The 23,299-nt window shown below is 36.9% G+C and carries 15 protein-coding genes and 1 pseudogene; 7 read left to right on the forward strand and 9 right to left on the reverse strand.

The window, feature by feature from the left end; translation table 11 throughout:
* Positions 1-1,199 precede the first annotated feature (1,199 nt).
* The 4 genes and pseudogenes from ACFIKR_RS07050 (at position 1,200) to ACFIKR_RS07065 (ending at position 6,537) form a co-directional block, all read left to right on the forward strand.
* Positions 1,200-1,602, forward strand: a pseudogene (locus tag ACFIKR_RS07050) (hypothetical protein).
* Between the two features lie 366 nt (positions 1,603-1,968).
* Positions 1,969-2,370 (forward strand): hypothetical protein, encoded by a 402-nt coding sequence (locus ACFIKR_RS07055; protein ID WP_015856534.1) that lies wholly within the window; start codon positions 1,969-1,971, stop codon positions 2,368-2,370.
* Between the two features lie 366 nt (positions 2,371-2,736).
* Positions 2,737-2,916, forward strand: a complete 180-nt coding sequence (locus ACFIKR_RS07060; RefSeq protein WP_375659359.1) for a hypothetical protein — start codon at positions 2,737-2,739, stop codon at positions 2,914-2,916.
* 867 nt (positions 2,917-3,783) lie between these two features.
* Positions 3,784-6,537 carry an autotransporter outer membrane beta-barrel domain-containing protein gene (locus tag ACFIKR_RS07065; protein ID WP_375659360.1) on the forward strand — a complete coding sequence of 918 codons (2,754 nt, stop codon included), beginning with the start codon at positions 3,784-3,786 and terminating at the stop codon, positions 6,535-6,537.
* Positions 6,538-7,492: 955 nt separating this feature from the next.
* On the opposite strand, the gene ACFIKR_RS07070 is transcribed toward ACFIKR_RS07065, so the two are convergent.
* The 5 genes from ACFIKR_RS07070 to ACFIKR_RS07090 all read right to left on the reverse strand — a co-directional run bounded on the left by ACFIKR_RS07070 (position 7,493) and on the right by ACFIKR_RS07090 (position 11,232).
* A complete protein-coding gene (locus tag ACFIKR_RS07070; protein ID WP_375659361.1) occupies positions 7,493-8,758 on the reverse strand; it encodes an acetyl-CoA carboxylase biotin carboxylase subunit family protein in 1,266 nt (421 codons plus the stop codon).
* Positions 8,759-8,994: 236 nt separating this feature from the next.
* Positions 8,995-9,702, reverse strand: a complete 708-nt coding sequence (locus tag ACFIKR_RS07075; RefSeq protein ID WP_375659362.1) for a DMT family transporter — start codon at positions 9,700-9,702, stop codon at positions 8,995-8,997.
* Complete coding sequence (locus ACFIKR_RS07080; protein WP_375659363.1) at positions 9,699-10,169, reverse strand: hypothetical protein; 471 nt, start codon at positions 10,167-10,169, stop codon at positions 9,699-9,701. The genes ACFIKR_RS07075 and ACFIKR_RS07080 overlap by 4 nt, the downstream gene beginning before the upstream one ends.
* Positions 10,148-10,792, reverse strand: coding sequence for a hypothetical protein (locus tag ACFIKR_RS07085; protein WP_375659364.1), 645 nt, complete (start codon positions 10,790-10,792; stop codon positions 10,148-10,150). The genes ACFIKR_RS07080 and ACFIKR_RS07085 overlap by 22 nt, the downstream gene beginning before the upstream one ends.
* A 95-nt stretch (positions 10,793-10,887) precedes the next feature.
* Entirely contained in the window at positions 10,888-11,232 is a 345-nt protein-coding gene (locus ACFIKR_RS07090) for a prephenate dehydratase domain-containing protein (protein WP_375659365.1), read from the reverse strand.
* A gap of 880 nt (positions 11,233-12,112) precedes the next feature.
* Here ACFIKR_RS07090 and ACFIKR_RS07095 point away from each other — a divergent pair.
* Positions 12,113-12,901, forward strand: coding sequence for an ATP12 family chaperone protein (locus tag ACFIKR_RS07095; protein ID WP_375659366.1), 789 nt, complete (start codon positions 12,113-12,115; stop codon positions 12,899-12,901).
* Between the two features lie 34 nt (positions 12,902-12,935).
* Here ACFIKR_RS07095 and ACFIKR_RS07100 read toward each other — a convergent pair whose 3' ends face one another.
* The 4 genes from ACFIKR_RS07100 to uvrA all read right to left on the reverse strand — a co-directional run bounded on the left by ACFIKR_RS07100 (position 12,936) and on the right by uvrA (position 19,425).
* Positions 12,936-13,481 (reverse strand): hypothetical protein, encoded by a 546-nt coding sequence (locus ACFIKR_RS07100; RefSeq protein ID WP_375659367.1) that lies wholly within the window; start codon positions 13,479-13,481, stop codon positions 12,936-12,938.
* Positions 13,482-13,637: 156 nt separating this feature from the next.
* Complete coding sequence (glnA, locus tag ACFIKR_RS07105; RefSeq protein WP_015856529.1) at positions 13,638-15,047, reverse strand: type I glutamate--ammonia ligase; 1,410 nt, start codon at positions 15,045-15,047, stop codon at positions 13,638-13,640.
* Positions 15,048-15,106: 59 nt separating this feature from the next.
* The gene (locus tag ACFIKR_RS07110) at positions 15,107-15,445 is read right to left on the reverse strand and encodes a P-II family nitrogen regulator (protein WP_015856528.1); all 339 of its coding nucleotides are present in this window, start codon (positions 15,443-15,445) and stop codon (positions 15,107-15,109) included.
* Positions 15,446-16,509: 1,064 nt separating this feature from the next.
* On the reverse strand, positions 16,510-19,425 hold the full coding sequence (uvrA, locus tag ACFIKR_RS07115; protein WP_375659368.1) for an excinuclease ABC subunit UvrA: 2,916 nt from the start codon (positions 19,423-19,425) through the stop codon (positions 16,510-16,512).
* A 333-nt stretch (positions 19,426-19,758) separates the two neighbouring features.
* Here uvrA and ssb point away from each other — a divergent pair, with 333 nt between their 5' ends.
* On the forward strand, positions 19,759-20,265 hold the full coding sequence (gene ssb, locus ACFIKR_RS07120; protein ID WP_375659369.1) for a single-stranded DNA-binding protein: 507 nt from the start codon (positions 19,759-19,761) through the stop codon (positions 20,263-20,265).
* A gap of 228 nt (positions 20,266-20,493) precedes the next feature.
* Positions 20,494-23,277 carry a DNA gyrase subunit A gene (gene gyrA / locus ACFIKR_RS07125; protein WP_375659370.1) on the forward strand — a complete coding sequence of 928 codons (2,784 nt, stop codon included), beginning with the start codon at positions 20,494-20,496 and terminating at the stop codon, positions 23,275-23,277.
* The last annotated feature ends 22 nt before the right edge of the window (positions 23,278-23,299 follow it).

A 23,299-nucleotide genomic window follows, 5' to 3' on the forward strand; every position in this document is an offset into this window, starting at 1 on the left:
GAAAATCTGCTCGTTATTATTTTACTTTGGGAGTTTTTGTGAGCCATTGCTTATGGTAATGACCAAATCATATAAATATTAGGCGTTTTTTGATGGTGAGCTCTGCAATCAATATAAGTCTTTCATGTTAAAATGCCTAACAGTGCAAATAGATTTTACTAGAGACAAGATTATAGGCAGATATCTTTTTCTAAACGCATTAATGGAGTTCTGTTTTACAAGATAAGTTATTGTAAGAATTGTTTTTATTGTTTTATAAGCTCTTTAAAAAATTGGTTGTTTAAATTTTGTTGTTTAAGAAACTACTGTTGCTTTTAGAAGCGAAGATAAAGTTCTTGATGTATTCTCTTGAAAAGAATGGTTGGAGTCTTCTGTGTCCTTTAAAAGGGTATTTTGGTTGCTATGGGGTAAAGGGGAGAAGTTTTTTATTTCTATTATTTTTTCTCAAAGAGGATTGGCGTTGGTAGAAAATAGTGGATAATAAAGTCATTGGAGGCATTGTATCATTGTGTTTGCAAAAACTTCTAATAAAGAGCAGCAAGGTATCACAATAAAATTTCATAGAAGAGTAAATTAAAGAGAACAATGAACGTGTGACGGTTTTACGATTCTTATTGTTATTGCGAGCAAAAGAGCAAGGATCAAACTTATTTTTTATAATATTGATACGGGAGTAATTTTTATCACAAGTGGAGAAGGACAAAATGCACTCCGCAACTGTATTGTGGTGCAAAATTATTCAATATTATTATAAAAGGCGCTCAAGAACACTACGACCAGCAAAAAATCATCGGAAAGTGGCTTTTTACACGAGAAATCTTCCAATAGCTCTGAAACGCATACCACAACGATTTCCTTTATCCTTGAGGCAATGGGCAAAATTGATACGGATGTACACGGAGATGCTATGATTATTGTTTCTCATCTGATCTACCTACAAAATCATTTACTTAACCCCATTGGTATAGGATTTGGTCACAATCCACCTACTTTTTATAAGGTACCATCGGAGTTCCCTTATGTATTATTTCCACCAGCAATTCTCATGCGAAAGGAGGGGAGAGCGCTAGGCGGGCTATGATCCTAGAATTGTTATAGTCATGCGCCTTATACGTGTGCAAGGTACTATGGAACGCCTCATATTATGCCAATTTATTCGATTTTAGATAATTTAGGTTTAGGTTATTTATGGAAAAAAAATGAAACAAATCTTAAAATTATTAAGTGGTTTCATTCTGTTAAATGTCGCTGGATATAACATCGACAAGCTCCACTAGGAGTTTTGAGTGCTTGGGAGAAGCTTGGAGCAGACTTTACTGAGGTAGGGAAAAGCACTGTTAGAATGTGGCATGCCAACCTCGTATGATGTCTTTCCAGAAAATAAAAAGTTAAGCCTCAATGCAGAGGCTTCCATTGATTCTTGCATGATCCAAGCAAAATTCCACTACAAATGGGGAGGACTATATTGGTGTTATACTTAATAAAGATGAAAACCTCGCTATTTGTCGTCCTAGTGCTGTTATCCTGCAACGAAGTGTCAAGAAGCGTTTGAACAGCTCGTTTTGTAAAAAATATAAAACCGCACCTGAATGCCAGCCTTAATTTTTGCTGGTGATGATCAACAATCACTACCTTCATGTTTCTCATGCCTGTGCGCGGGGGGGGGACTTAATTCACCATTTCAATGCTATTTATTTATGGGTACTACAACTGTAGGCGCAATAATATAAAAATATCTATTTTTGTTGTAATCAAAATATTGATAATAATTATAGGTATGCCGTTGATAGAATATGATTTTAGTAATAATTTTACCGTATTTTTGATATAACAATAATGGTATAATCTTCGGAAAGGTAAAAATAATAAAGGTTGATAATATTCATCATTGTTTTGGAAATAAAAAAATAGCATGTAAAATAATTTATAGATTGTTTCGTAATATCAAAATTACTCAAGGATAGGAAAATGAAGCATATTTTAAAATTATTAAGCGGGATAACTTTATTTGTTATGGCTGGATGTTACGAAGAGCAGCCTTCTCGAACAGCCGTAGATGCATGGGAAAAGCCCGGCGCAGATCAGCTTGAGATCAAAAAAGCTCTGTTGGAATGCGGAGTGCAGCATTTTGATGGTCGTCTTGATACAGAAACAAGTATGGATGAGAAATTCAATGCTGAGGAGGCAGAGAATGCATGTATGATCCAAGCAGGTTTTCGAGATAAATTGGGAAGGGTGAAGTGGTGTGAGAAATATGAACATCTTCCAATTTGTCAGCCTGATGCAGTTATTCCTCAGCGAAGTGTAGAGAGGCGTTTGAATAGTCCTCATTGTAAAGAGCATAAAGAACAACCTGAATGTCAACCTTAGGTGTTGATGTTTCTGTAATCAATAATTCTCGTGTTCTTTTTCTCGCATGGGGGGGCGAGGTTGCTTTTTTAATGTACTAGCCATCTTGCATGCGAAAAAATACTAGCAAGCTTTTCAGCCTTTCTATCGTAAATATTGAAGGAGGGAAATGAAAAATATTGAAATTATTGAGTGTTATAATTTTATTAAGCGCTGCTGGATGTGTTAGCAAATCTCCCCCAATCGATCTTGGCATTATGAGAAAAGTCCAATGTCAATAAATCTACGATCTCACAAGTACTGTTCAAATGTGGCAGGCAGCCGATCTACGCTTTTCCTGAAAATATGGATTCGTGTGCAAGTCAGTTTGTAGCAATTTATGAATGCATGACTAAAGCAGGTTATCGGTACAAATTACAAGATTCAAAGGGAATCTATTTTTCATCAACGCCGCGAAGCGATTCATTTTTAGCAAATTTATTGGTAGTAAGGTATCAGCAGGTTATAGATAATGATATTTTTGGTGTAACCAATTCGACGAAAAAGATGTTACGTCTTGATGAATGATAAAAAACGCTAGTAAATAAAAAAAGCTTTGCACAAGTGATCACCAACAGTAGAATGCTCATTTTAAAAGCAATAATTGAATGAAAATATTAAACGGGAGAAGAGAGAAATACGGCTCTTTTTTCTCCAATATAGTTATATTCATCGTTGTCAGATGATGATAGCGGAGGATAGTGAGTTGTTGTTTAGAGAAATTTATTCAATATAAAGAATGGTAAATAATAGCTTTGCTAAAATATCTGCTTTAACGATAATAAGCAGATAGCTTTCATAAAACTGATTTTGATGAAATTTTATTTTGGTGTTTTTTAATTTTAAGATGGTGAGTGTTTTTCTGTATTTTAGATTTTATCAAAAGATCTAAAGTATTATGCAAGTAATTTTGATATAAAGATCTTTTCATTTTATGATAATTTTTTTGTTGTAGTTAAAGAAATGATGCTGTTATAGCTTTCATATATTATATCTCATTATATCGTATTTTTATTAAAACGTTTTGATCTTTTAAATCTTGAAATCGTTCTTATTTTGTTGCATTTTATTTTTCGGTGGTGAGATAAATTGAAAATTATATCTCTTCAAAATTCGCATTTTTCGCGTTTTTTGAGATTAGTTTTTTGGCATTTTGTATTGCAGTTCTCAGCGGTTTTTAGGATGCACTCTTTAAAAAGATTGTTATCCTAAATGGTATTTTTAAACTTTTTGTTCTTCTTTACATAAAATACAAAACATATTATGAAACGCTATAATTTATCAGAAAAAAATAAAATAATTTTGTTTGTTTTATTCTTATTGTGTTTAATTCGTGGTTTTATTTTTTTGCCAGCATTTTTTGTTTTGTTGAAAAAAAGAAAGTTTTGAAAAACAATGATCACCAAGGTATCTAACAATCACTTGTATTTGTATGTTTTTACAGCAGCTATTTTTTCTTTTTTGTTAAATATAAATATTGAGGCGCATTCTCATTCATCTGTATCACTGTTATGTGACGAAAATAAATTGCCTTATAAATGCAGTGATGGTGTAAAGCATACAATTAGTGATAAAGTATATAAGTTCACGGTACCTGTTAAAGAAAAGAATGGGGAGGGGAGTTCTCTCATATTGCCTGCTGCTATAGTAGTTCAGGAGCCAAATACAGTTATTCAGGCAATGCGTGTAGAAGTTGAAGCTACTGCGGGTATAGAAGATATTTATGGTGTTTCTGTATCACGAGGGGGAAGAATTGTTTTGAGTGATTCAGCTTTTAAAAATGTGTCAATAGGTCTTAAAGCTGATAGTGGAATGATTGAGGTTAATCGTGGAACAATTGAGGCTTCTCAGATTGCAGCTTATGCAGAGAAGCGAGGAGCATCTGTTACGTTAACGAATACAAAAATTAAAGTGGAAGGTTTGGGTATCGGTCAAGAGAGTGCTCTTTTCGTTAGGGCTGATGCGGGTATTCAGATGAAAAGTGGATTTATTGATGTGAATGATGCTGCTGCGCTTTATGTGGGGAGAGGGGGGAGTGCGACTTTAGATGGTGTTACCATTACTTCAAAATATCAAAAAACAGAAGACAATGAAAATACAAATAAAAAGATTGCACATACAGTTTTCAATGTAAAACATCAGGGCTCTGTTTATTTAAAAAATACTAATATTATTTCTACGGATGTTCATGTTTTAACAGTTGGACAAGATTCTAATACACTGTCCAATAATGGCAGGGAAGGAAATATTTTAATTTCGTGGGTTAATATTGAAGATTCAACAATTAAAGCAATAGGTAACAAACATGGTATGTATTTTAAGAGGGATGGGGGGAATGATGCGTATGAACAGGGGTTTGTCTTTTTGAAAAGGACGATTTTTGAGGTTCCAGATGGGACAGCTGTTCATAATAATAACAGTCGTAGTTATATTGGAATAACAGAAGGTACAAAAATTTTTGGTGACTTATTATTAACAGCTGAAAAGGGGGGGGCTGTAGCGATTTTGGCTGATTCTTCTTCATTGATAGGAGGGACTCGTGTTGCCGATGATTCTATTGCTGAGCTTTATTTGACAGGGGGATCAAAATGGTTTTTGACAAAAAGAAGAGAGATAGATTCGCAAGTTGCAAACCGTACAAGTTCGTTTATTTCATTTGTGAAAGTTTCTGATAGTTTTATTGCTTTTGAAACTCCAATGTTTCAGGAGTATCAGACACTTCATATTGGGAAGGGAGAAAAAGAAGTTTATAGTGCGCAAGATAGGGCAGATATTTATCTCAATACACATTTCAGTAGTGAGGGTTTGCTCGATAATAAAAAGACTGATCGGCTTTTGATACATGGCGATGTTTCTGGAAAAACGACAGTTTATGTGCAATTTGTTGCAGGAAATCAGGGGGAGATAGCAACCGGTGAAAATGCTCATAGTATTTCACTTATTCAGGTTTCTGGAAAAGCGGCAGAAGATTCTTTTCAGTTAAATCGTGCTTATATTGCATTAGAGGGGGTGCCTTATCAATATTATCTTCATGCTTATGGTCCAAATTCTACGCTTGGAAATGCACAAATTTCTCAAAGATTGGTTGAAGGAAATGGAGATTTTTGGGATTTTCGCCTTGAAAGTAAGTATATTCAGCCTTCTTTGGGAGTGTCTGTTATCCCTCATTCTGAGTTAAAGGTCAGAGAAGTTGTTCCACAAGTTCCAACCTATCTTTTGTTACCAAATGCTTTGTTTCATATTGGAATCATGGATATCAGTAATCAACAAAAGGAATTGCAAGTTACGCAGTCTATTCCTCGCAAATTATTAAAAGGTGAAGGGAATTTTGCTTTATCTGTCCACGGTTATGGTGGGAGTTATCGTTATGTCTCAGATCTTTCTACACTTAAATATGGGTACGATGGTAATGTTGATTATAACGCTATAAAAACAGACATTTTGCTCAAAACAATAGAGAGCGCATATAGTACGACATCTTTTGGAATTATGGGAACCTATGGAAAGCTTTCCTTACAACCTCGTAACGTGGAACAAAGCCAAAAGAGTACGTTTAATAAATGGTCATTTACGACATACGGTAGTGTGAAACACAACACTGGTTTTTATGTAGATGGTCTTTTATCTTATGGTTTGTTTAAAGGGGATGTACTTACCCATGCTTGGGGTAAAACGGCTACATTAAAAGCAAATCCTTTGAACGTTTCGTTTTCTGCTGGTAAAGTGTTTATGACAGGATATGAAGATCTTATTTTTGATCCGCAACTCCAGCTTATTTATCAACATCTTCAATTTGATAAGTTTCGTGATATTGATGGATTTGATGTTGAGATGAAAAAAATAGGTCAATGGTTGGTGCGTATTGGGGGGCGTTTAAATAAAACATTTTCAGCATCTGAAAAGGATCGTATCATTTGTTTTTATGGTAATATTCATCTTTCTAATCGTTTTGGTAAAAAACAATTTGTTCATTTTAAAGATGTTTTCCAGTTGGGGTCTTTTGGTTCTTCTTTAGAAACAGGTCTGGGTATTAATGCGCAGTTTTCTTCTAAAGTTACACTTCACAGTGATCTTAGCTATCAGCATAGGTTAACCAAGGCTGGTTTTTCTGGAATTCATTTTTCTGGTGGTTTGCGCTATCATTTTTAATAAATCGTTTTAAAAATAATAAATATGATTTTTAAAGTTTTGTTTTATTGTCGGGATTAAAACCATTGATGGTGCAGAATTTTAGTCACTTCTTTTAATAATGGCATCATGTGTTTTAATAAGTATAAAAGGATCACGTTGATTTGTTTTTTATCTGGTTGATAGGGGTGCTTAAATGCTTCAAAAAAATTTACAATGAGACTGTAAATCTATTTGTGTTATTTGGGCTATAAATATTGGAGATATATTCGTCATCAGCTTCTTAAAATATTATTATTATTATCCTATCATGCTGTAAAGTACTGTTATTTGAGGTAGCTGATATCAATCATGAAAGGCAGGGAGATATTGGTTGCTGATTAAGAGCTTTTGCTGTTAAGCAGAGGAGGGGATATGTAAAATATAGAACTCTATCGTTTCGTGGATGATGCACATTTTTCTGCTTTAAAATTTTGTAAAAAGCGTTTTTGAAGCTGTTCGTATCAATCGCATTATTGTAGGTGGATAATGAGAAAAGTAGTAAAACGTGAACACTTTTACAATCAAATTCAACATCTTCCGTTCTTCTAAGGACAAATCCTTTAAAAAAATTGCTCTAATAGCTGTATTGAATATATGAACAAGATCATGTCTTATTTGTGAAATAGATATGAAATATAACTTTTAAATTAGAGTGGGGGCGGTAAGATCTTTCTTTTCTTCTTTGAGATATGGTGAGAAGAGATTGATCGTATCAAAAAAGTCGTTTATAAGTTTTCATGATTGTTTCAAATATAGAAATATTGAAGAGCTTTTATTAAAATGGGGTGTAAAAGTAGAACATATCTTCCTCAATTCTTGGTTTTTGAAATATGAAAAAAGCGTTTGCGAAATTTTAGGAAAGCGCATTGTAATTTCGTTTGTATCGATAAGATTTATATCAAAGTTCAGGGTCAGTAAAAATATCTTTATCGGACTATTGATAAACATGGTGTTTCAATATGATGCTTAAGGTGTCATCGAGCCATTTATGGTAATTGCGTGCTTCTTCGTTTGAGTTATGAACAGAGAAAATAAAACCAGGATATCCACCAAATTCTGGTGGAGGTGGTGAAATGTGATTGGTTTCAAAGAAAATGATAGTTCTGGCGGTTTGAGGATGCTGTGCAACCTTATCTAGACCTAAAAATCCAGAAAACCGTCCATGACCACGAAGAGGAATAATGTAATTTGCAGCCACTTTTTCAGCTGGGAGTATATCGGGAAGGTCTAAGTTTTGTTCAGCTAAAGCGGCATTCATACATAGTTTTGCAAATGAAATCCCTGTACCTTTCTCAACAATAAAATGGGAGACACCCGATCCACCTATACGAGCGCCTATCTCAATGATATAAGGTAAATTATTCGCATCTAAGCGTAGCTCTACATAGGCAGCACCCATATTTATACCAAGAGCTTTAACTCCAGAGCATGCAGTCTCACATAAAGCAATAATTAAAGGATCATCTATATCACAGCGTTGACGATAAATTATTTCTTCAAACCATGATCCCTCAGGCTGTCCCTTGTCTCCAACGGCCAGAACATGTACACCTGCTGTATCAACAAAGCATTCTACGACAAACTCTTTTCCTGGAAAATACTGTTCTACGACTAAACCTACAGGTTTATTTTTATCATTAAAACGTGCCATGTCTTTATGCTGAACATTCCATACGGCTTTAATGAGATCAGGAAGTTCGGCGGAATTTTTAGCTAACATTACGCCTGTACTTGCCCATCCAGAGACAGGTTTAATAACGAGTGGATAATCCAAGGCTTGTGTTTGTGATAGGTCTTCTGGATTATCTATATAAAAGAATCCTGGTGTTCTTAAGCCTGCTTTAGCAAAAGCTTGACGCATGAGATATTTATTTCTGGTTAATGCTGCTACTTCTGGTTCAATACTTGGAGTATTGATTTTTTTTGCAGCCAAAGCTGTCCATAGGATGGCTTCTTCGCGAAGGGTCATAATTCCAGAAATATTGCGTTCTTTTGCTCCCGTTGCAAAAGTGTCTAGAGCTGCCTCTGGGTTATCAAAAACAGGAAGTTGCCAAGTTGAAGTGACTGCTGCGGGGTGTTGAGTGGGAGCGCTTTCAGCGGTATCATAAATCATTACTAATTCGATATTAGCTGCTTGTGCTGCTTCAAATATAAATGGTAATTTTGCATTGCGCTGGCAAACTAACGCGAGTTTTTTCATTTTGTTTCCTCATTAAATTTGGAGTTTTGAGAATGGCGTTTATGTTGCCATGTAGATACCTTTGATGCATCTATAAATAAGAGTGTCATCCCTATAAAAACTACAATCATAGCAATTATTTTGATAATATTGAGAGAAGTGCTAGAGCCGATTATCCATTCACATGCAACCACTGCAAAAGGAGATAATACGCCGATAGTATTGACGTATAATACGCCTCCTTCGGCTAAAACTTTTTAGTGTAATACGTAAACTGGTGCCGAGCAAACAGTTCCTAAAATCAATATTTTAAATATATCTTCTAACTTAAGATATAAGAGTGGGGCAGGATCAAAAATAAATAATGGCATAAATGATGCTGCAGAAATTGTCGTGATCCAAGCCAGTGAGGTGAGCAAAGGTAGATTTTCAAGATAACGTTTAGACAATAAGCCATAAGCAGAGTAAGAAAGTGCTGTTGTTAAGGCAAGAGCTATTCCTATTAGGCTGTAATATCCACCCTCTGCACTGTTTATATTAAATGCTATAGCTGCTACACTGACAATTATCATACCGATAAGTTTTAACCATGAGAACGTAAGGCTATTCGTCAGTGCACCCAATATGTAGGTAATACCTGGAATAGTAGCGAGAGCCATAGTTAAATCACTGGCTTTGAGCGATTTTAATGCACCAAAGCTGCATACAAAATATAACGAGAATCCTAACACTGATAGAATTAAAAAAGAAGGTATCATGGAAAGCAATGGTAGAGATCTGAAAACAGATTTCTCACGAAATACTGCAATCAGCCATAAGGTGGCAGCGGTGGCAAACAACCTAAGTCCAACTGCATGCATGACGGGTATATTGCTAACCAAATTCTTAGATAATAACCAACTTATGGAAAACAATGCTAGAATGGCAAAAGTAAATAATAGTAACCGTCCTTTTATAAAACTCAATGATTTAATCCTCTAATCACTCGCTGTGCATAATATGATGTTGAAAAATTAAATCGTGACTGTGAAGTTTGCGGCTTACCAAGATTATTTTGGATATAATCCTTAGCTCCTGCCAAATAAGCGTCATCATCTAATGTTTCAAGTGCTTCTATATCTGCTATCATCAATATTATTACTTTTTCAAGACGCTCCAAATCAAATTGAAGATAACCTTGATTTGTTTCAATCAATGCTTTGTTCCGCGTCAACATTTCAAAAAGCAAGATCCCTGTACCAGCATCGAATGTCATATGCTGATCAGAATCTTTTGGATAACGGAATATGCGTTCTAATAGGATAAACTCAGTTATTTCTTTCCAAAATTTTGGATGATTTTGTAGCATAATACGCACTGTAATTAAATCAACTTTAGTTTCTTCTAGAAGACCTGTGAACCAATTTAATTTTATATACAGATTTTTATCCAATGGCCGCGGTCCAGTATGATGTGCATAGTCATGATAATAGCCTCATAAACAGCGAACATCATAAATATCCTCTTTAGATAAGTTACAACTATGCAATTGATAGAACGAGAATTTACTATCTCTATCAAGCAAACATTCAGCTTCCACAATTGTTTGCTCATTGTAAATATCGAAGAATTTACTGAAAAAAACAAAGCAAATGCCTGCTTATCAATTTTCTTAGCAGTCACCCCAGATTCTGGGAATAGAACAATGCAATTGCCTTCTAAACAACCCTTTGATGCTATTCGCGTTTTTATACATTGAAAATGTAATACATAATTCTTTGTATATTTTACGTTGGCAAGATAGTCCGTTTCATGACGATATCCTGTAACTAATTCCAGCCGGAATCCTTCTGGATCAGGTCCATTTGTTGCACGCATTGGAGCCAAGAAAAACAAGGGAGCATCTGGTAATGGGGCTTTGAAAGCAGCCAAAGTGTTATCAAATTTAGGAGGGGTCGTTAAACCGCTGATCATCCACTGATGAAGATCATCAGAAATGGTCGCTAAAAGTTTTGGAGATAATCCGTCAAGAATATTGGCATGGTGGTTCAGCAGAGTAATCAATTCATTGATCATATTACTATCTACCGAAGGTTGGTTCCTTAATGCTCCCATCTCGTTCTTGGCGCATACGGAATTTGTCAACCAAGTTAACAATGGAAAGAAGCGCTTCAGATTTTTTCATGATTAGTTGACTTTAGTGAGTGGAGCAAAAAGGCCATTGGCACTTGTCCAAAGTTTTCGACAATACTCAGCCTATAGCGATTTGCCGCAACCGATGTTGTGATACAAGCATCGGCTTTTTCAGCCTTACAAAGAACGGCTGCATCAGCATTGCTGTTGGCAAATACTTTGTCATATTGATGAGCTACCAGAGATTGCGGGGCAGGATGAGTCGCTACGGTTTTAATTTCATCAATGTTATTGCGTTTAGCTAAAACCATAGAGTGAGTAGGCATGATAAAGCTGTCAAATAATTGCATATCACTTAAACGGGTAAATATGAGTGTATGCAAATCAGGGTAAGCAGCACAGCTTAAGAGATATCTATCCTTTTTCTGAGCGAGTTCCTCAAAGGCTCTTTCAAGAGTTGCGTATAAGATAATACGTGATTCTAAATCAGCGGAAGAAATATTTTTATTGTGATTGTCAAGCCACTATTGTGCTGCAGCTGTGCAGTTAGTATCTGCAGGGATAAGTGTATAGATAAAAGTATTATTTTCAGATTGTATGACTTCTATACTTTTTAAGTATAAGAATAGATTTAAAATAGTGCAATATGTGAAGTATATTAAGCAAAATAAGTTAAATAATTTAGTGTTTTACAAAATATATGTATATGTGAAAGAAAATTGTGATATAATTGGGTCTTATCATTATCCTATTATGCCATAAAACATCGTCGTTTAGGAGAGTAATTGAGCAGGAAAAATTCTACGCAGGGGATATTTATTGGATATGTTAGACGAATGATTAGAATGGTTAAGCGAAGGTGAATGATACATAAAGCACACCGCTCTATCATTTTTTGATGATGAGCTTTTTTGTTTTAATCTTTTGTAAAAATTGTTTTTGAAGCTGTCCGTATCGATAACATTATTGTAGGTGGATAATAAGCAAAATGGTAAAGCATGATTACCTTTACTATCAAATTCAATATACTTAGCTTTTTAATTAAGATAATATTTTAAAAATTATTCTATAGCCATGATTGTATTGAATATATGAAAGATATTACCATTGTCTTGTTTGTAAAAGAAACATGAAATATAACTCTTAAATCAGATTGGGATTGGCAAGATCTTTTTCCTTCTTTGAGGCATGGGAAGGTCGGATTAAATTTTATTAAGGTACATAAAACATTCGCTTTCTTGAAAAGATCAGAGGTAAACAAAGATGCGTGAGATTTTGGATCATTTTGATATGCCATTGAATAAAAATAAAAAGAGTTCTGTTCAAAAGATTCAAAATCTTTCATGTCAGCCGCTAGCAAAACGATTTTATAAACAAGTGAAGATTGCTTGTGAGGAAGGGCGTTTTACTATCTTATTAGATGAACGTCCCGTTAAAACGCCCGCAAGGCGTCATTTTCATGTGCCAACAGAAGTGTTTGCTGAATACGTTGCTCAGGAATTTGAGAGCCAAAAGCACGTTGTTGATCCTGCAAAAATGCCGATGACGCGTTTGGTTAATACTGTTATTGATGGTATTGCTGATGATATGCAGGTTGTTTTTGAAGATTTATTGCGTTTCGTTGCGTGTGATATGATCTTTTATCGTGCACAGACACCTAAAGAGCTGGTGCAAAAACAATCTGAACAATGGGATCCTTTATTAGATTGGGCAGAAAAAAAACTGGGTTCAAGGTTTTATTTGACAGAAGGACTGATGCATGTGGAGCAATCACCAGAAGCACTTCAAGCTGTGAGTCATTATTTACGTAGCGTTGAGTCTCCTTATATGCTTGCTGCTCTTCATATGATGACAACCTTAACGGGATCTGCTCTTATTGCTTTTGCTGTTGCTGGGGGAAACATTGATGCTGACCATGCTTGGTCTGTTGCCCATTTAGATGAAGATTGGATGATGGAACAATGGGGAATAGATAAAGAAACAATGGTGCGTCGTGCTCATAAAAAAGTTGAATTTAAGGCTGCGGCCACAATTGTTACAACTTGCTTATAGGGGTAAATCTTTTATTTACGTGCATTCTTTTCGCTCAGAGTATTTTTGTGACTTTTGGGGGATTGATTTTTGCTTTTTCAAGTCCAGGAAATAGTTCATTGGTTATGTTTAAGAGCGTTTCGTCATTACCGCGGATAAAATACCATTGGTTATCATGAAGTAGGGCAATAACTTCAGTTTGAATAGAGCATTTTTTTCCAGCATTTGTTGTGGTTACAAGTTCCACGGGTATAACAAAATAAGGGGTGCCATTATCAAGTATACCTTCACGTTTTTGTTTTTGGTCAATGTTGATCGTTTCAATCTTGTAACTTTCTGCCAACCGTTCTATTTGGCTTTTCATGATTTGTCGAAATTGTGATTGACTAAGATTTTTTTTGGCGGTTAAGCGGTTGATGATTTGGGGAGGAATAGCATTTAAGATGGCATTTGCATCGGTATTTTTAAGTGCTTTACTATAAGCGGATGTTGCTTTTTCAAGGGCTGTGAGTTTTTGATTGGTTATTGTATGTGCTTGAGTTGTTGATGTGATAAAGACAATGCATAAAAGAGCGGGAACGAGAAAACAAATTCGCGGCATTAGAAACCTTGTTAATTCATTTGAAGAGATTCCAATACATTATAAAGGAAAAGCAGATGAGCAAAAAGCCTCTTGCGCTTTTGCATGAGAAGAATATCCACAAAAATGGAGGCTTTTGCCTCCATTTTCAAAATCAAAAGAATGCGTATTGATTGTTTAAACAGAATAGTACATATCAAATTCAACAGGATGGGGTGTTGTTTCGTAGCGCAAGACTTCTTGCATCTTTACTTGAATGAAGGAATTAATTTGATCATCATCAAAAACGTCGCCAGCTTTAAGAAAGCCACGATCTTTGTCAAGTGCTTCAAGCGCTTCACGCAGACTTCCTGAAACAGTAGGGATTTCTTTGAGTTCTTTTAAGGGAAGATCATAAAGATCTTTATCCATAGCATGTCCGGGATGAATTTTGTTTTTGATGCCATCAAGGCCAGCCATTAAAAGGGCTGCAAATGCCAAATAGGGATTTGCTGTTGGGTCTGGAAAACGAACTTCTACGCGTTTTGAATTTGGTGAGGAGCTCATTGGGATACGGCAAGATGCAGAACGATTACGTGCTGAATAGGCAAGAAGAACAGGGGCTTCATAACCAGGAACCAAACGTTTATAGGAGTTTGTGGATGGGTTGGTAAAAGCATTGATTGCTTTTGCGTGCTTAATAACACCACCGATAAAAAATAAACAGGTTTCTGATAGTCCGGCATATTCATTTCCTGCAAAAATGGGTTTGCCATCTTTCCAAATGGAGATGTGGACATGCATTCCAGAGCCGTTATCACCAAAAACTGGTTTTGGCATGAAGGTTGCTGTTTTCCCATAACTGTTTGCTATTTGATGTACAACATATTTAAAAATTTGCATCTTGTCAGCCTCGCGAACGAGTGTATCAAAACGAATACCCAACTCATGTTGGCCTGCTGCTACTTCGTGATGGTGTTTTTCGACCTGTACGCCCATATCTTTGAGTGCTGTGAGCATTTCAGAACGCATATCTTGGCAGGAATCAATCGGTGGAACAGGAAGGTAGCCCCCCTTTATTCGTGGGCGATGTCCTAGATTGCCTGTTTCATATTCCGTATCATCATTGGAGGGAAGTTCACTTGAATCGAGTTTAAATCCTGTATTGTAAGGATCCGTTTTATAGCGCACATCATCAAAGATAAAAAACTCTGCTTCTGGACCTACATTGATTGTATCTCCAATGCCTAAAGATTTCATATAAACCTCAGCCCTTTTGGCAATAGAACGAGGATCTCTACGATAAAATTCACCAGAGACAGGATCAAGTACATTACAAAATATGACCAAAGTAGATTGAGCAAAAAAAGGATCAATATGTGCTGTTTCTGGATCTGGCATTAAAACCATGTCAGATTCATTAATTGTTTTCCAACCAGCAATTGAAGAACCATCAAACATGACACCATCACTAAAAGTATCCTCGCTGATCTCTGCGATATCCATTGTAATGTGATGCAATTTTCCTCGTGGATCAGTAAAACGTAAATCAACAAAACGGATTTCGTTGTCTGTAATCTGTTTGATAATATCTGATGCGGTTGTCATATTCAATTTCCTTAATATGGCGTTGAGGTGGATAAAAAAGTGAATTTTCTCGTTATTTATTAAAGGGCATCGATACCGGTTTCGTCCGTTCCTATACGAATGGCATCATCAATGGAAAAGACAAATATCTTTCCATCTCCGATATGTTTGGTTTGAGCTGCTTTACGTATTGCATCAACAGTTTGTTCCAGTTTTTCATCGGACACAACAATTTCAATCTTTACTTTAGGTAGAAAGTCAACAACATATTTCGTGCCACGATAAAGTTCTGTATGTTCCCTTTGACGACCAAAACCTTTCGCTTCTGTTACTGTAATACCATGTAACCCAATTTTTTGAAGCGCTTCTTTCACTTCATCAAGTTTGAAAGGTTTTATAATGGCTTCAATTTTTTTCATGCTGAAATTATCTCCAACGTTATTTTGTCTTTTTAGACTGCATCACATTATATTGACAACTGTAAGATGTCCAACAGATACTTTGTGCACAAAAAGTCGAAAATAATGACACTCTATGCTCTTTTAGGAGAGTTTCTTTTGTAGAATAAAGTCAAATACTGTTTTTGGGAAAAAATCTTACAATTCTTGTACAAGAATTAAAATAATATAATAAAAGAGCTTTGTTTCTTTTTTGTTAGATAATACGTTGACTTATAATGATAATTAGACGTTTTCTATATTGAATGAGAAACTCTAATAGCGTAAGATTCTCTCATTTTAGATCTTTTTATCGTCAATCAATCAAAACGATATCCTCGTATATCATGAATAGTACGAGTGTGTGGATAAAAACATTTGAAAAAAATAAAATGCTTTTATGAAAGCTTTCGATAACTAAAGGTTTTACAATATTAGGGGGTAGGGAGATAAATATTGGAAAAGAGTGTGATGATGCCGATAATGCTCCTTCATAAACGTAAAGATGGTGGTGTACAATAATGGATTTACCATTATAGCATTAGGTGCCGTCGTGAAATGGGCTTGAGAGCGTTGAGAAATATTTCTTTAAAACAGATGTGTGAATTGGCAACGCAAATATATTTCGTTTGGGGCGTGTTGTCTCTTCGTGAGGAATGGGATTCCATTAAGGAACGCGATAAACAAAAGCGTGAAGCAATGGGCACTCTTTATTATAAGATACTGCTGCGGATGCCTTTGAAAATCGTAAAGATAAATTAAAAGGAGATGTAAAGATAGGAACTTAATTTATACCCTTAAAACTTCGTATTCTTTCCAAATTGGGCTGTCTGGTCGTTTCAGATATAAACAAAACAGAGAATAAATACGCAATTATGCGCGCGTTCCTATGGGCAATACGAAAATTGAAACAGCTTATAAAGCGCTAAATTGTTTCATCCTTTGCTTTAAACATGTTGCACCACTGGAATTAGGTGTTGGTGTTTACAGGTAACAATAAAAGTACAGGCTTTGTTCGTATGCTGTATTTACAATGGAAAGCGTTTTTAAGAATTGGAATTACAGAGAGAGGGGCGCAGTAAAACATCTTTTAGAAATTTCCCCGTGTAGGAAGTGGAAGCCTTAATGATGTCCTCAGGGCGTCCAATTGCAACAATTTCGCCACCACGATCTCCACCTTCTGGTCCTAAATCAATAATCCAGTCGGCTGTCTTTATAACATCAAGGTTATGTTCAATGACTATAACTGTGTTGCCTTGCTCGACTAGTTCATGCAGCACTTCAAGAAGTTTGGAAATATCGTGAAAATGTAAACCTGTTGTCGGTTCATCCAAAATATAGAGTGTACGTCCTGTTGTTTTACGTGAAAGTTCTTTCGCAAGTTTCACACGTTGTGCTTCCCCACCAGAAAGTGTGGTTGCTTGCTGTCCTACTTTTATGTAACCTAATCCTACTTTAATGAGAGTTTCCATTTTATTATGAATAGCGGGAATAGCTTGGAAAAATTCCTCTGCCTTTTCAATTGTCATATCCAAAATATCGGCTATAGACTGTCCTTTGAATTTTATTTCTAGTGTTTCTCGGTTATAGCGTTTTCCTTTACAGACATCGCAAGTAACATAGACATCGGGTAAAAAGTGCATTTCAATTTTTATGACTCCATCACCTTGACATGCTTCGCAACGTCCTCCTTTAACATTAAATGAAAAACGCCCAGCTTTATAACCACGGGCTTTTGATTCTGGAAGATCGGCAAACCACTCACGAATCGGTGTAAAAGCGCCTGTATAGGTTGCGGGATTAGAGCGTGGGGTGCGTCCAATGGGGGACTGGTTGATATCAATGACTTTATCAAGAAATTCTAATCCTTCAATTTTGTCATAGCTGGCAGGGCTGTGATGAGAGCCCATGATATGATGTGAAGCTGCTTTGAAAAGCGTTTCAATAAGAAATGTTGATTTTCCTCCTCCAGAAACACCGGTTACGCATGTGAAGGTTCCAAGAGGGATGTTAGCATTGATATTTTTGAGGTTATTTCCCTTGGCGCCGATGATTTTAAGTGTTTTCATTTTTGATATTTTGCGTCGCTCGGCGGGTATTTTAACAGCCATTTTTCCTGAAAGGTATTGTCCTGTGAGAGAGGCTGAATTTTCTATAATTTCCTGTGGTGTCCCTTGCGCTATGATTTCTCCACCATGAACGCCCGCGGCAGGGCCCATATCGACAACATAATCTGCTGTGAGAATAGCATCTTCATCATGTTCAACAACAATAACTGTATTGCCAAGATTGCGTAAATGACGCAGCATTTCCAAAAGGCGTTCATTATCGCGTTGGTGTAACCCGATAGATGGTTCATCTAAAATATAAAGAACGCCTGTAAGACCAGAACCAATTTGGGATGCTAACCGAATGCGTTGGCTTTCTCCACCTGAAAGCGTTCCTGAATTTCGAGACAAGGTAAGATATTCCAATCCTACATGATTTAAAAAAGCTAAGCGTTCGCGAATTTCTTTTAAAATACGTATGGCGATATTACGTTGTTTTTCTGTGAGATATTGATGAATATTGGCAAACCAATCATCTGCCTTTAGAATAGAAAGATCTGATATTTGCCCAATGTGCATTCCGTGGATTTTTACAGCAAGTGCCTCTGGTTTTAAACGATAACCATGACAAGCTGGGCAAGGCGAAGAAGACATATAACGTTCGATTTCTTCTCGAGACCAAGCAGAATCGGTTGCTTTCCAGCGTCTCTCCATATTGGGGATGATTCCTTCAAAAGGTTGGGTCGTTTTATGCGAACCAGAATTATTTTTATAGATAAAAGAAATTTCATCTTTTTTTGTACCGTAGAGAATAGCCTGTTGTGCTTCATTAGAGAGTTCACACCATTGATCTGTGAGTTTGAAACCGTAAGCTTTTCCTAATGCTTCTAAGGTTTGTCTATAATAAAGTGAATCTGATTTAGCCCAAGGAGCAATGGCTCCATTCTTTAGGGTAAGATTTTTATTTGGCACAATTTTTAGTGGATCCACTGCCCTTTTGATACCCAATCCATCGCAGAGAGGACAGGCCCCAAAAGGATTGTTGAACGAAAAAAGGCGAGGTTCAATTTCAGGAATAGAAAAACCAGATATAGGGCAGGAAAACTTTTCTGAGAAAATGAGCCGTTTGTGTGTATCATTTTTTGATTTATGAGCAGATTCTTTTGTCGTCTCTTTTTGTGTCAAAGGTTGGTCTGCCATTTCAGCTATAGCAAGTCCATTTGCTAGTTGTAAACAGGTTTCTATACTATCAGCCAAGCGAGAGGTGATATCCTTTTGTACAACAATGCGGTCTACCACGACATCTATGTCATGTTTATACTTTTTATCAAGAGGTGGAATGTCAGGGATTTCATAAAATTCGCCATCAACTTTAGCACGTTGAAATCCTCTTTTTAAAAGTTCTATTAGCTCTTTTTTATATTCTCCCTTTCGTCCTCGCACCAAGGGTGCCATAATAAAAATTCGTGTTCCTTCTGGTAAGGACATAATTTGATCCACCATTTGGCTTACTGTCTGGCTTTCAATAGGAAGTCCTGTCGCGGGAGAATGAGGAATACCAATACGTGCAAAGAGAAGACGCATGTAGTCGTGGATTTCAGTAACGGTACCTACCGTTGAACGAGGATTGCGACTGGTTGTTTTTTGTTCAATGGAGATAGCTGGAGAGAGACCGTCTATACGGTCGACATCGGGTTTTTGCATGACTTCCAAAAATTGGCGGGCATAGGCTGAAAGGCTTTCGACATAGCGGCGTTGTCCTTCAGCGTAAATTGTATCAAAAGCTAAGGATGATTTCCCTGATCCAGAAAGTCCTGTTATAACAATAAGTTTGTCACGAGGCAGATCGAGATCAATATTTTTAAGGTTATGCTCACGTGCACCACGAATGGAGATATATTTTTGATAAGTCATATTTTATCCTTGGCATATGTGACAAAAACCGAGCACCTAAAATGGAATAAAACTGTTTTTTTAGAATTACAATGTGTTTAACTGCTTTAATGCCAAAAGAAGGTATAAGTTTTGTGAAAAGAAAAATACAAATGAGTAGCTTTTTATTCTCTCGTGGTGGAATAAACTATGTGTTTTTATCATCTTTTGTTATAATTACACGGATACAATATTGGGAAAGGATAGCAATATCCATATTGAAGGTCAATTGCAGACATGTAAATTGAAGGTTAAGATGGTTATAACTGTTATAAAACAGAGTATTTTATGAATTAAAATTTTGGAGTTTAAGCGATGGCTGGTAGCCTTAATAAAGTTATTTTGATTGGTAATCTTGGTGCGGATCCTGAAATCCGCCGTTTGAATTCTGGTGATCAAGTGGCAAATTTGCGTATTGCTACTTCAGAAAGTTGGCGTGATCGGAATACAAATGAGCGAAAAGAACGCACTGAGTGGCATAATATTGTTATTTTTAATGAAAACCTTGTCAAAGTTGCAGAGCAATATTTAAAAAAAGGCAGCAAAATTTATATTGAGGGGCAGTTACAGACACGAAAATGGCAAGATCAAAATGGAAATGACCGTTATACAACAGAGATTGTTTTGCAAAAGTACCGTGGTGAATTACAAATGCTTGATGGGCGGGGAGCAGCGGGCGGGGAGCAAGGTGCAAGTCAAGGGGGGAATTATAGTGGGGGCTTTGCCGATAGTAACTCAAATCAAAGAAATACTTTTGGTCAAAATAATAATCAATTAGGAGAAAGTTTTTCACACAAATTAGATGATGACGTACCTTTTTAAGAGTCTTTAATTGCAGTATTATGATTACTTTATGATTTGTTTGTTTCAGATTTTTGAAATTTAGCGAAGTGGAAATTGTTGATTATTATTGGTAATTTTAACATAAATTAATAACATATTGAAAAATTTTGTTAAATTTCTTTTTTGTCATGGGGGAGAAAATGGCATTTTGGTGTATTTTTCGATATAAATAAAGTGAAATGATTCTTTTTTGAAAGTTTTGAAATTGTGACCGATCTTACTCCACACCCAGAACGTGATGTGTTAACCGGTATTGAACCAATCAGTATTATTGATGAAATGCAACGCTCCTATCTCGATTATGCGATGAGCGTGATAGTTTCGCGTGCACTCCCTGATGTTCGTGATGGTCTTAAGCCTGTTCATCGACGTATCCTTCATGCTATGAATGAGATGGGGCTTTCTTTCAATAAGTCGTATCGTAAGTCTGCTGGTGTTGTTGGTGAGGTTATGGGGAAATTCCATCCCCATGGTGATGCTTCAATTTATGATGCTTTAGTGCGTATGGCGCAGGACTTTTCTTTAAGAAATCCATTGATTGATGGTCAGGGAAATTTTGGTTCCGTTGATGGTGATCCACCCGCGGCCATGCGCTATACTGAGTGTCGTTTAGAAAAAGTTTCAGAAGAACTTTTAGCTGATATAGATAAAGATACTGTTGATTTTCAGGATAATTACGATGGGCGTGAGCGTGAACCGGTTGTCTTACCAGCGCGTTTTCCCAATCTTTTGGTTAATGGGTCAGGGGGGATTGCTGTGGGAATGGCAACCAATATTCCTCCCCATAATCTTGGTGAAGTCGTTGATGGTTGTATCGCTTTGATTGATAATCCCGATATCACACTCGATAAAATAATTGAAATTATTCCTGGTCCAGATTTTCCTACAGGGGGCATTATCCTCGGCCATTCTGGTGTCCGTGCAGCTTATGAAACAGGGCGCGGCTCAATCATTATGCGTGCTAAAGTTGAGATCGAAGAAATTCGCAGTGGTCGACAAGCAATTATTGTGAGTGAGATCCCTTATCAAGTTAATAAGGCAACGATGATTGAGAAAATGGCCGAATTGGTGCGCGATAAACGCATTGAGGGAATCTCTGATTTGCGTGACGAATCTGATCGTGATGGATATCGGGTTGTTATTGAGCTAAAGAAAGATGTCGTTGCGGAAGTTGTTTTAAACCAATTATATCGGTATACGCCGCTACAAACTTCCTTTGGTTGTAATATGGTTGCTTTGAATGGGGGAAAACCCGAACAGATGACGTTGCTTGATATGCTTCGTGCGTTTGTTTCTTTTCGGGAAGAAGTTGTCAGTCGGCGAACAAAATATCTTTTGCGTAAAGCGCGTGAGCGAGCACATGTTTTGGTTGGTCTTGCCCTTGCTGTTGCCAATATTGATGAAATTATAGCACTTATTCGCAAAGCTCCTGATCCGCAGACAGCACGTGCACAGTTAATGGAGCGACGCTGGCCAGCGATGGATGTCGCGCCTTTGATTAAACTTATTGATGATCCTCGTCATATTATTCATGAGGATGGTACTTATAATCTCTCTGAAGAACAGGCGCGTGCTATTTTAGAATTGCGTTTGCAACGATTGACAGCTCTTGGGCGTGATGAAATCGCTGATGAATTGAATAAAATTGGCGTAGATATCGCTGACTATCTTGATATCTTGGCATCACGCGTACGCATTATGTGTATTGTTAAGGATGAATTGAGTGCTCTTCGTGAGGAATTTGCAACGCCGCGACGTACCGTATTTGGTTTTGGTAGCGCTGAGATGGAGAGTGAAGATCTGATCGCACCAGAGGATATGGTGGTAACGGTGAGCCATAGTGGCTATATTAAACGTGTACCTCTTAATACCTATCGAGCACAGCGACGTGGTGGTAAGGGGCGTTCTGGTATGTCCACGAAAGATGAGGATTTTGTAACGCGATTGTTTGTTGCCAATACGCATACTCCGGTTCTTTTCTTTTCATCACGTGGGATTGTTTATAAGGAAAAAGTTTGGCGACTGCCGTTGGGAACACCCCAATCGCGTGGGCGGGCTTTGATCAATATGCTTCCCTTACAACTAGGTGAGCGTATTACAACGATTATGCCTTTGCCTGAAGATGAAGCGAGCTGGAGTGCATTGGATGTTATGTTTGCGACAACACGTGGAACTGTGCGTCGTAATAAATTATCAGATTTCGTTCAAGTTAATCGTAATGGTAAAATTGCAATGAAACTTGATGAAGAAGATGAAATTCTTTCTGTTGAAACCTGTACGGAACATGATGATGTTGTTCTAACAACAGCCAATGGACAATGTATCCGTTTTCCAGTTGTTGATGTTCGTGTCTTTGCTGGGCGTAATTCTGTGGGAGTTCGTGGTATCAATTTAGCTAAAGGCGATAAAGTTATTTCGATGACAATTTTAGAGCATGTCGAGGCGACGTCCATTGAGCGTTCTGCTTATATTAAACGTGTAATGAATGAACGGCGTGCTTCTGGTGCAGATGCTGATGTTGAAGATATTGTAACTCTTGATGAGGAAGATGGGGGTGCTGAAACAGAGTTAACAGATGAACGTTATGCAGAACTTCATGCACGTGAACAAATGCTTTTGACGGTGAGTGAGTTTGGTTATGGTAAACGCTCTTCGTCTTATGAGTTTCGGATTTCCGGACGTGGCGGAAAAGGGATTCGTGCAACAGATCCATCTAAAACAGCTGAAATTGGTAAATTAGTAGCGGCTTTTCCGGTGAAGGCGCAAGATCAAATTATGTTGGTATCAGATGGAGGACAGCTTATTCGTGTTCCTGTTGAGGGAATTCGTACTGCTGGGCGCTCAACTAAGGGAGTCACAATTTTTAATACAGCCAAAGGTGAAAAAGTCGTATCGGTTGAACGTATTTCTGAACCTGAAGATGATACGAGTTCATTAGATGATGAAGGTGAGAAGCATTCTGATACAGTTGATATGAGCGAAGAAAAATAATTTTGAAGAGGATGGAGTAAAA

Source organism: Bartonella sp. MR30HLJHH, assembly GCF_042194195.1.
GTDB lineage: Bacteria > Pseudomonadota > Alphaproteobacteria > Rhizobiales > Rhizobiaceae > Bartonella > Bartonella grahamii.

Bases quoted from the DNA above. Each gene is read 5' to 3' on its own strand.
- ACFIKR_RS07110 (WP_015856528.1), bottom strand. From the start codon at position 15,445: ATGAAAAAAATTGAAGCCATTATAAAACCTTTCAAACTTGATGAAGTG.
- uvrA (WP_375659368.1), bottom strand. From the start codon at position 19,425: ATGACTTATCAAAAATATATCTCCATTCGTGGTGCACGTGAGCATAAC.
- glnA (WP_015856529.1), bottom strand. From the start codon at position 15,047: ATGACAACCGCATCAGATATTATCAAACAGATTACAGACAACGAAATC.
- ACFIKR_RS07085 (WP_375659364.1), bottom strand. From the start codon at position 10,792: ATGATCAATGAATTGATTACTCTGCTGAACCACCATGCCAATATTCTT.
- ACFIKR_RS07055 (WP_015856534.1), top strand. From the start codon at position 1,969: ATGAAGCATATTTTAAAATTATTAAGCGGGATAACTTTATTTGTTATG.
- ACFIKR_RS07060 (WP_375659359.1), top strand. From the start codon at position 2,737: ATGACTAAAGCAGGTTATCGGTACAAATTACAAGATTCAAAGGGAATC.
- ACFIKR_RS07100 (WP_375659367.1), bottom strand. From the start codon at position 13,481: ATGCCGCGAATTTGTTTTCTCGTTCCCGCTCTTTTATGCATTGTCTTT.
- ACFIKR_RS07065 (WP_375659360.1), top strand. From the start codon at position 3,784: ATGATCACCAAGGTATCTAACAATCACTTGTATTTGTATGTTTTTACA.
- ACFIKR_RS07095 (WP_375659366.1), top strand. From the start codon at position 12,113: ATGCGTGAGATTTTGGATCATTTTGATATGCCATTGAATAAAAATAAA.
- ssb (WP_375659369.1), top strand. From the start codon at position 19,759: ATGGCTGGTAGCCTTAATAAAGTTATTTTGATTGGTAATCTTGGTGCG.
- ACFIKR_RS07070 (WP_375659361.1), bottom strand. From the start codon at position 8,758: ATGAAAAAACTCGCGTTAGTTTGCCAGCGCAATGCAAAATTACCATTT.